Source organism: Marinimicrobium sp. (genome assembly GCF_002695945.1).
Classification (GTDB): Bacteria; Pseudomonadota; Gammaproteobacteria; order Pseudomonadales; family Cellvibrionaceae; genus Marinimicrobium; species Marinimicrobium koreense.
In genome coordinates, this window is sequence record NZ_NZQP01000055.1 from 59,808 (window position 1) to 68,850 (window position 9,043).

The following is a 9,043-nucleotide window of genomic DNA, read 5'->3' on the forward strand; positions in this document are numbered from 1 at the left end:
CTATTAACCCGTGGTCTCTTGAGCATATACCAGTCAACCCGGTTTCGCCGTGTCCCAAAAAACATCATCCGCCGGTGCGCTTGCCCCAAAAAGGTGCAACGACACCCGTTCCGAGCAGCATCCATCAGTCAGCGAACCATGCCGCCATCGAAAAACCCCAGACAGATCAACCACGTATGCCCCTGCCCTCGTGATTGGTACGAATTCTGCAGATTCTCAGTCAGGACCGTTTGATCTCCAGCGATCAGGCACGGACCGGGACGTCCGCCTTCATCATTGAGCGATGCCATGACCCCCGGGACGACCCGGACGGCCGAGGAGGGCCGGCTTACCATCTGGACGACCAGATACCTTGAGCACAAACCGAGAGGTAATCCAGATGACACCCGGCAAAGTTTCAGACAATCCACACACCGCCTTCCAGACGCTGCCGGTGGTCGATGTGTCGGGCCTGGGGTCGAGCGACCCGAGCCAGCGCCAGGCCGCCGCCGAGCAGTTGGGTCAGGCGGCCCGCGATGCCGGCTTTCTGTATGTGGTCGGCCACGGTATCCCCGCCGACTACACCGAGCGACTGATCGCCCGGACCAAAGCATACTTCGCCTTGCCCTACGCCGAAAAAATGCGTCAGTACATTGGCCACTCCGTCAATCACAGCGGCTACGTCCCGGAAGGGGAGGAACGCTTTTACGGCGCCAAGAGCGTCGACAAAAAAGAAGCCTACGACATTGGCTACGATATGCTCGAGCCGGCACATCGCCGCCCGATGCTGGGCCCCAACCAATGGCCGGACATGCCCGGTTTCAAAGAAGACATACTCCCCTACTACCAATCGGTGCTCGCCCTCGGGCACCAATTGTTTCGCGGTTTTGCGCTGGCGCTCGGCCTGGCCGAAGACACCTTTAGCCAACACATCCGTCGCCCGCCCAGTCAGTTGCGGCTGATTCACTACCCGTACAATCCGGACCTGCCGCCGGACACCCCGGGGATTGGTGCCCACACCGACTATGAGTGCTTCACCATTTTGAAGCCCACGGCTCCCGGACTCGAAGTGCTCAACGGCGCAGGCGAGTGGATTGATGTTCCACTGCAGGACGATGCCTTTGTTATCAACATCGGTGACATGATGGAAGCGCTCAGCAACGGTGCCTTCGTGGCTACCTCTCACCGGGTCCGTAAAGTGGCCGAGGAGCGCTACTCCTTCCCGATGTTCTGCAATCTCGATTACGACACGGTAATTGAACCGCTGCCCGAGTTGGTCAGCGACGATCAGCCACCGCGCTACGAACCCCTGATCGCCGGGGAGCACCTGTACGCCCAGACCATTCAGACGTTCGAATACCTGAAACAGCGCCTGGCCCGAGGCGAACTGGAGCTGCCAGAGGGCGCCAAAGGCCTGTCCTCGTTCGGCCAAAAGGCGGGGGGCGCGGTATGACTCTGCAGGAATTACTGGAACGTCACGCTCGACCGGCCACCGCCGGCGTGCCCGACTGGATGCTGGGCTGTTTTCGTCGCCGCTGCATCAGTTTCGCCAGTGGCGAGTCCGACAACCAGACCATCGTGTACTGGTTCCAGAGCCGCAATACCACCATCGATCTGCGACTGCCGGTTGCAGAGCAGCAGGTGCCCGCCAAGGCACTGAATGAATACAGCCCCGCGGAACTGCGCCGCCTCGCCGACTACGAAGGCTGGGAAGCGCGATCGCAATGGGATGGCGAACTAATGAGCTGGTTTGACGAGACCGCGCTGCAGACCCACAACCGCTGGCCGGAGCCGGCCGAGCTCAAGCGCATCGGCAACTGCATGATCGAGTTCGCACCGAGCGGCGCCTACGTAGAGGATTGGCGCGCACAACCCTCCGAGGCCGGCCCCCTGATCGGACTGCGGATGATCGAGCAACGCAACCTGGATACCGGTGACTGCGTTCACCGCGGCGGCGGACTGATCATCGCAGGCGATCATGCGGCACTGGTGCTCGGTCGCCCGGAGCCGTTGTCGAACGATGCAAGCCTCCAGAAGCAACTTGAGTCGGCCAGTCCGGACACGATACAGCGCCTGTTCGATTTTGAAACCTCTGTGGCCCGGGGCTCACTGAGCCAAGGCTATTCCATTGAACACAGCACGCGACCCGACCGAATCGGCCAGCCCCTTTCCCCTAGAACCACATCCGAGTGGTTCGTTGAAGACCAGGAGGTGCGTCACCGATTCAATCTTGACGGAGTCACCCACGAGCGCCGCTACCAGATCGATACACTGGAGGCACACTGCCCCTTCGATCTGCACACGCCCTGGACCTCAGAGGCCAAAGCCTGGTTCGGCCGGGAAGCCGCCACCCTGACCCGCTACACCCAAGTTCTCAATTAAAAGCCACCGGAGAAACATTATGACCCTTCGCATTCTGAAAACCCTGACACTGACCGCGCTGCTGTCGCTGTCCGCCATTTTTGCCCACGCCCAGGAGGAGCCGAAGAAGTTCACCCTGGCCTGGTCGATCTACGTCGGCTGGATGCCCTGGTACTACATCAACGAAACCGGCCTGATGGACAAGTGGGCCGAGAAGTACGGCATTGAAGTCGAGCTGGTACAGATCAACGACTACATTGAGCCGATCAATATGTACACCGCCGGGCGCTTCGATGGTGCCACCATGACCAACATGGATCTGCTGACCATTCCCGCCGCCTCCGGTGTCGACACCACGGCACTGATCACTGGCGATTACTCCAATGGCAACGACGCCGTCGTGCTCAAAGACCGGGACAGCCTGGAGGACATCAAGGGCCTGGATGTGTACCTGCTGGAGCTGTCAGTTTCCCATTACGCGCTGGCACGCGCCCTGGAATCGGTGGGTCTGACCGAGCGCGACATCAATGTCATCAACACCTCCGATGCGGATATCGCCAGCGCTTTCAACGACCCGGCAGTGCAGGCCAGTACCCTCTGGAACCCGCAACTGGCCGAAGTGATGAAGCACCCGCAAGCCAACAAGGTGTTTGACTCGACCCAGATTCCCGGTGAAATTCTGGACATCATGGCAGTCCGCACCGAAACCCTGGAAGCCAACCCCGAGCTGGGTAAAGCGGTCACCGGTGCCTGGTTTGAAGCCATGGCGATCATGAATTCCGATACGCCGGAAGGTCGCGCCGCCAAGCAGATGATGGCCGAAGCGTCCGGCACTGATCTGGCCGGCTATCAGCTGCAACTCGATGCCACCGAGCTGTTCTACACCCCGCAGCAGAAGCTGGCGTTTGCCACCAGCGAGCAACTGGCCGAAACCATGTCGTTCGTCACCGAGTTCTCCTTCCGCCACGGACTGCTGGGCGATGGGGCCCCGTCAGCCGATTACATTGGCATTGAATTGCCCAATGGCGACATCTGGGGTAACGAGAACAATGTAAAAATGCGTTTCAACAACGAGTTTGTCGAGATGGCAGCGGAAGGAAAACTGTAAAGGTAAGCGGAAGCGGTAAAGGATGAGCCCCAAGACGGCACTGACCCGGAAGGTCAGTGCCGTACCCGGTAGCCATCGAGCAACGTATTCACATCTTCGAGCAATGGTTCCAGCGTCTGATCGTCCACATGCCGCTGGGCAAAAGTGCGCAAGCCCATGATCTGCACCTGAAGCAAACGCGCCAGCCGCTCACAATCGACATCCCCACGCAGTTCGCCCTCGCGCTGGGCGCGCTTGAGCAAGTCCTCGAAGATCTCCTCAATGTCGGTCAACAGCTCATTGACCCGGGTTCCCAAAGGCTCATCCTCCTCGGTCACCTCCAGTAGCGTTTTTACAATCATGCAGGCACGCGCGGGCGGTTCAGACGCCGGAGAGTCCCCGATGACCATGTGGCGCAAAAAAGCCTGCAGGGCATTCATGGGGGATTGGGCCGCCTTGAGCTGCTCGTCCAGCTGTTTCAGTAAGTCCGAGGCGTAGACATCCAGCGCCTCCAGAAACAGGGACTGTTTACTGCCAAAGGCGGCGTAGAGACTCCCGGGGCGCATATCCAGCGCCAGCTCCAACTGCTTGAGCGAGGTACCGTGATAGCCCCGGGCCCAGAACAGCGATACCGCTTTGTCGAGAGCGGTCTTGCGGTCGTATTTGGCGGCTCTTGGCATGGTGCTTACCTCGGGTGTTCAGGGGCGTGGTCAGTGGCGTGAACACCATTTGACCACAGTTCAGGCCGCTTCTCAAAAGTAAAACCCGGGTCAGGGGTAAAACCCGAACAACTGGGATACACTGGCCCCATGAGCACTTCCATTCCCGCGACGCGCTATTCATCGAGTCCTCTGCGCCACCTCGCCTGGCTGCTGAGCGCACCACCGCTCTGGCAGGAGGCCTGGCGCTGGCACTTGTCACCTCACGAACAGGACCGCATCCGCATGACGCTGGACCATTGGGCCGCCCATCCTGAAGCGGGCCCGGCGTTCCTCAGTGACACACCGCCGCCGCGCCTGGGGCTGTATTTTGAACGCCTGTACGACTGCCTGATGACCGAGCTGTTGGGGTGGGAAAAAGTGATCAACAATCTGCCGATTCGGGGGCAGGGACGAACCCTGGGCGAGCTGGATTTTATTTTTCGTAACCCCGATACCGGCGAGCTTGAGCACCACGAAATTGCCGTGAAGTTCTACCTGGGCCATCCGGCCCCCGATGGCATTGAGCCACTCTGGTACGGTCCCAACGCCCGGGACCGACTGGACCTGAAAACCCGCCACCTGCGCGAGCACCAGAGCCGATTGACCCNCCGCCCGGAAACCACAGAAGCCCTGCGGGCGCTCGGCATCGACACGCCCCGCACCGCCCGGGTCATCATGCCCGGCTACCTGTTCTATCCCTGGCAGGAGGACTACCCCGCGCCGGTCCAGGCCNCACCAGATCATTTGCGCGGGCACTGGTTGTATCTGGAAGACATCGAACAGGTGGACACCCGNCACTGGGTGCCACTGAAAAAANCCCACTGGCTCGGGCCCTGGATGCAGACCTCNACTCCCGNCGTCNAGGCCACCCANGCCACACTCGCGCAGATTCACGAGAGAGCAACCCCNCGCCTGTTTTCCGCCTTGGCACCCGACCCGGAATCCGGCTACTGGGTCGAGCGCGACCGCTTTTTTGTCATGCCCNGCGCTTGGCCCGACAGAGCCTGAAATCTCTCAATCACGGCTCGTGCATAAACCGCAGAAATTCCCGGTAGTCATTGACCTCATTGGTTGACCCTGACGTGAACCGGATCANCTGACCCGGCTGGCGCTGAGCCAGTGCAAAGGCATCCAGCGGGTGAACCGTACCCAGTTTGGGATAGCCACCGATGGTCTGACGGTCTTTGAGNAAAATGATGGGCTGACCACTGGGAGGGACCTGAATGGCGCCAAAGGGAATGCCTTCGGAGACAATCCCTCCTTCGGTCGGATGCAGCCCNGGCCCGTCCAGGCGGACGCCCATGCGATCGCTCTGGGTGGATACCCGATACTCACTGGCGTAAAACCGGTTCATCTGCGCGTCGTCAAACAGGGCCCGCTGCTGGCCTTCCATCACTCGCACNGTCAGCGGTTCANCGTAGTCGGGAATANAGCGNGGCGGCACTCGGCGCAACATTCCGNGCTCACTAACGGCACAGGNCAAACNGTCNCCNTCCTGNAACGGGCGCCCCCGACCATCGAGCCCGCCCATCTGCTCGCGCACNACNGTCGCNACCGANCCGAACGCANGNGCGANCACAAACCCGCCGGCCACCGCCAGGTAGGCNCGAACACCACTGCGGGGAAATCCGAATTGCAGCCGATCGCCGGCCTTGACGTTATGGGTCTGCCAATTGGCCAATGCCACGCCATTACAGCTTGCCTGCAGGTCAGCNCCGGTCAGGGCAATGCGGATGGCTTTCTCTACTCTTAATTCCAGCCCCCCCAGTGTAATTTCCAGGGCAGCACTNTTGGGTGAATTATCCAGGAGCTTGTTGGCCCAGAGAAACGCCTGCTCATCCGCGGCCCCTCCGGGGGTCAGCCCCAGGTGCTGATAGCCAAACCGCCCCAGGTCCTGCAGCAGCGTCAGCATACCGGGCTTGATNACGGTCAGTCCGAAGGTGNGACGATCAGTCATCCAGCCACCCTCCCTGCGCNAGAAACTCGTCCCGGCTGATGGACACAAACCGCACCCGGTCGCCCGGTGCGACCGGGCATAAGTTGTCCCGGTCGGNGTCGAACATCTTGAGCGCGGTGCGCCCCAGNAGATTCCAGCCGCCCGGNGTACTGACCGGATACACTGCCGTCTGCCGGTCTGCCAGCGCCACTGAGCCGACCGGTACGCTCTTTCGGGGACTGTCCANNCGNGGCGTGGCCANCTCGTCCGCCACCTCGCCGAGATAGGCAAAGCCCGGCGCAAAACCAATGGTATACACCGTGTATTCACGGGCGGTATGNCGGCGAANNGCCTCGTCGATNGTAATCNGGTGANNNGCNGCCACNCGCTCCAGATCGGGNCCTACCGAGGGGTGGTAGTACACCGGAATCTCCACCAGANGNCCGGCNTGGGAAGGCGCCGTGAGTAGCTCGCTCAGTAACGACTCAATGAGGGGAGCGAGGCTATCAAACGATTCGTATCGCGGGTCAAAACCGACCAGCAAGGTGGTNTANGAGGGCACCAGATCTCGCACACGGCCGGTCAACCGNCTGGCGAGACAATCCGTGGCCGCACGAATCTTTGGCACCAGAGCGGGGTCAATACGATCACCAAAGCGCAGCAGGAGGCCGTCCGCTCCGGCGGGCTCTAGAGTCCAGTCCGCCAAAGGTCAGTTCTCCTGGTACCAGCCATCCAATGCATCACGAATACGCCGCACCGACCGCACCGAGTCGTCGTTATCTCCGTGCACACACAGGGTGGTGGCATCGAGGGTCAGCGTCTTTCCCTCCAGCGTCTGCACCTGGCCACTGGTAGCCAGGCTGAGCGCCTGGGCCACAATCACTTCGGGATCATTATGAACGGCTCCGGGCACAGACCGCGGCACCAGAAACCCCTGCTCATCGTAGGCCCGATCCGCAAACGCCTCAAACCACAGCCGCACCCCGAATTCATCGGCCACTGTCCCCACAGCTTCGTTATCGGCCGTGGCCAAAACCATCAAAGGCAAAGAGGCATCGTAGGTCGCCACCGCTTCCAGTACGGCACGCAGTACCGACTCATGGCGCATCATATCGTTGTACAGGGCGCCGTGGGGTTTGACATGGGAGAGCGCCATTCCGTGCACTTTGGCAATACCGGCAAGAGCGCCGATCTGATAGTGCACCAGGGCCACAATCTCCAGGGGACTGCACTGCATGCTGCGCCGCCCAAAGCCCTGCAGATCCGGGTAACTCGGGTGCGCGCCAATATCGACCCCGGCCCGCTTGGCCAACAGCACCGTGCGGGTCATGGTGACCGGATCCGAGGCGTGAAAGCCACAGGCGATATTGGCCAGATCCACCAGCGGCATGACGTCCTCATCCCGCCCCATGGTCCAGGGGCCAAAGCTCTCACCCATATCGCAGTTGAGCAGTAGCCGGTTGTGCGGCTGGCCGAATGTCATAGAGGCCTCTCCAAACATCAGTAGTTGCACGAGTTTACCCTAATGACCGGAATCGGTTCGAGGGCGTGTTGGGAAGCGGAGCGCCGGGGGCTCCTACCGCAACCACGTATATCGAATTGTCCTACAATAAGTGCTAGCATTCCTGCTGCATACAAACGGCATAAATAATAAAACGAGAGAATGGAGAACAACCGCATGAGATTCCTTGCGCGCGCCCTATCGCTATGCACATTGCTGCTGGCCGCTGGCTGTCAGCATACGGCGGAACCCCAATCCCCGGAATTCACATCCGAATCGGTCAAAAACCTGACCCAAAAAGTGGCCGACTGGCAGATCGAGCATTTCGAGGAGCAGGGCAAATACCGCGCCCTGCCCCAGGACCCACCGGACTGGGCCAACCGGGAGCAGTATCACGACCTGGAATGGCACAACGGTGCGCTCTACGCGGGCATGAACCAGTGGCGCAAAATCGCCGATGACCCCAAGTATACCGAGTGGTTGAAGATGATCGGCGAGCGCAACGACTGGGCCCTGCACCGGCGCCCCTACCATGCCGATGACCATGTGGTGGGCCAGTTCTACCTCGCCCTGTACGAAGACTTCAATGACCCGGCCATGCTGAACCCGGTGCGGTCCCAATTTGACTGGATACTGGAAAACCCGAAAACCGGTACCCTGGACTGGAATGCCGAAAACACACACGCACACGAGCGCTGGGGCTGGTGTGATGCCCTGTTTATGGCGCCCCCGGTGTGGGCCCGGCTGGCGAAAGTCACTGGAGAGGAAAAGTACCTGGATTTCATGCACCAGGAATACCTCGCCACCCATGACCTGCTCTGGAGCGAAGAGGATCAGCTGTTCTTTCGGGACTCCAGTTTCTTCGATCAGCGCGAGAAAAACGGCGAAAACATTTACTGGTCCAGAGGCAATGGCTGGGTATTCGCCGGCCTGGCGCTGATGATTCCCGATCTGCCTAGAGACTGGGAGCAACGGGATTTCTATCTCGAACTCTATAAAAAAATGGCTCGCAAGATCCGCTCCGTTCAGCGAGACGATGGTACCTGGTCCATGGGGCTGCTCGGCGACCCCGCGCAGTATCCGATCAAGGAAACCAGTGGCACCGCCTTTTTCACCTTTGGCCTGGCCTGGGGCATCAATGAAGGAATTCTCGATCGGGACACCTATCAACCGGTGGTACAGAGCGCCTGGCAGGCGCTGGCCGATGCGGTGACCGATGAAGGCCTGTTAGGGCATGTGCAACCGGTCGGCGCCGAACCGGGGGAGTCCTTCCCGGATTACACCGAAGTCTATGGCGTCGGTGCCTTTCTGGCCGCAGGCTCGGAAGTCTACAAGCTGCTTGAGTCACAGGAAACGGCCAACGATCAAGCCGCCAAGCCCACCATTCAGACCTTCATGCACAACAGCGGCTGGTGCTGGTTTCAGGACCCGCGCGCCATCATTCACGACGGGCAGTTGATCATCGGCGGGGTGGCAGG

At 60.4% G+C, this 9,043-nt stretch carries 9 protein-coding genes; 5 read left to right on the forward strand and 4 right to left on the reverse strand.

Annotated elements, in window-relative coordinates:
* The first annotated feature begins 379 nt into the window (after positions 1-379).
* Genes CMG77_RS12150 through CMG77_RS12160 form a run of 3 tightly spaced genes read left to right on the forward strand, consistent with a single transcriptional unit; the run spans position 380 to position 3,448 of the window.
* A complete protein-coding gene (locus tag CMG77_RS12150; protein WP_123638399.1) occupies positions 380-1,432 on the forward strand; it encodes an isopenicillin N synthase family dioxygenase in 1,053 nt (350 codons plus the stop codon).
* Positions 1,429-2,361: a hypothetical protein gene (locus CMG77_RS12155; protein ID WP_286806785.1), complete on the forward strand. Its 933-nt coding sequence runs from the start codon at positions 1,429-1,431 to the stop codon at positions 2,359-2,361. The genes CMG77_RS12150 and CMG77_RS12155 overlap by 4 nt, the downstream gene beginning before the upstream one ends.
* Positions 2,362-2,380: 19 nt before the next feature.
* Positions 2,381-3,448 (forward strand): putative urea ABC transporter substrate-binding protein, encoded by a 1,068-nt coding sequence (locus tag CMG77_RS12160; protein WP_286875951.1) that lies wholly within the window; start codon positions 2,381-2,383, stop codon positions 3,446-3,448.
* A 53-nt stretch (positions 3,449-3,501) separates the two neighbouring features.
* On the opposite strand, the gene CMG77_RS12165 is transcribed toward CMG77_RS12160, so the two are convergent.
* Positions 3,502-4,107 (reverse strand): TetR/AcrR family transcriptional regulator, encoded by a 606-nt coding sequence (locus tag CMG77_RS12165; protein ID WP_123638402.1) that lies wholly within the window; start codon positions 4,105-4,107, stop codon positions 3,502-3,504.
* A 129-nt stretch (positions 4,108-4,236) separates the two neighbouring features.
* Between CMG77_RS12165 and CMG77_RS12170 the strand changes: the two genes are divergently transcribed.
* Positions 4,237-5,136, forward strand: a complete 900-nt coding sequence (locus CMG77_RS12170) for a DUF1853 family protein (RefSeq protein ID WP_286904650.1) — start codon at positions 4,237-4,239, stop codon at positions 5,134-5,136.
* Positions 5,137-5,146: 10 nt separating this feature from the next.
* Here CMG77_RS12170 and CMG77_RS12175 read toward each other — a convergent pair whose 3' ends face one another.
* From CMG77_RS12175 to CMG77_RS12180, 3 genes are all read right to left on the reverse strand, one after another.
* Positions 5,147-6,085: a 5-oxoprolinase subunit C family protein gene (locus CMG77_RS12175; RefSeq protein ID WP_286904651.1), complete on the reverse strand. Its 939-nt coding sequence runs from the start codon at positions 6,083-6,085 to the stop codon at positions 5,147-5,149.
* The gene (gene pxpB / locus CMG77_RS15960; RefSeq protein WP_353743490.1) at positions 6,078-6,770 is read right to left on the reverse strand and encodes a 5-oxoprolinase subunit PxpB; all 693 of its coding nucleotides are present in this window, start codon (positions 6,768-6,770) and stop codon (positions 6,078-6,080) included. Before pxpB ends, CMG77_RS12175 begins: the two co-directional genes overlap by 8 nt.
* Before the next feature lie 3 nt (positions 6,771-6,773).
* Positions 6,774-7,547, reverse strand: a complete 774-nt coding sequence (locus tag CMG77_RS12180; protein ID WP_286806795.1) for a 5-oxoprolinase subunit PxpA — start codon at positions 7,545-7,547, stop codon at positions 6,774-6,776.
* A 195-nt stretch (positions 7,548-7,742) separates the two neighbouring features.
* Between CMG77_RS12180 and CMG77_RS12185 the strand changes: the two genes are divergently transcribed.
* Positions 7,743-9,043: glycoside hydrolase family 88/105 protein (locus tag CMG77_RS12185; RefSeq protein ID WP_286904653.1), on the forward strand; the 1,301-nt coding region annotated here is incomplete at its 3' end.

Excerpts from the sequence above, each read along its gene's own strand:
- CMG77_RS12150 (WP_123638399.1), top strand. The coding sequence starts at position 380 with ATGACACCCGGCAAAGTTTCAGACAATCCACACACCGCCTTCCAGACG.
- CMG77_RS12155 (WP_286806785.1), top strand. The coding sequence starts at position 1,429 with ATGACTCTGCAGGAATTACTGGAACGTCACGCTCGACCGGCCACCGCC.
- CMG77_RS12160 (WP_286875951.1), top strand. The coding sequence starts at position 2,381 with ATGACCCTTCGCATTCTGAAAACCCTGACACTGACCGCGCTGCTGTCG.
- CMG77_RS12165 (WP_123638402.1), bottom strand. The coding sequence starts at position 4,107 with ATGCCAAGAGCCGCCAAATACGACCGCAAGACCGCTCTCGACAAAGCG.
- CMG77_RS12180 (WP_286806795.1), bottom strand. The coding sequence starts at position 7,547 with ATGACATTCGGCCAGCCGCACAACCGGCTACTGCTCAACTGCGATATG.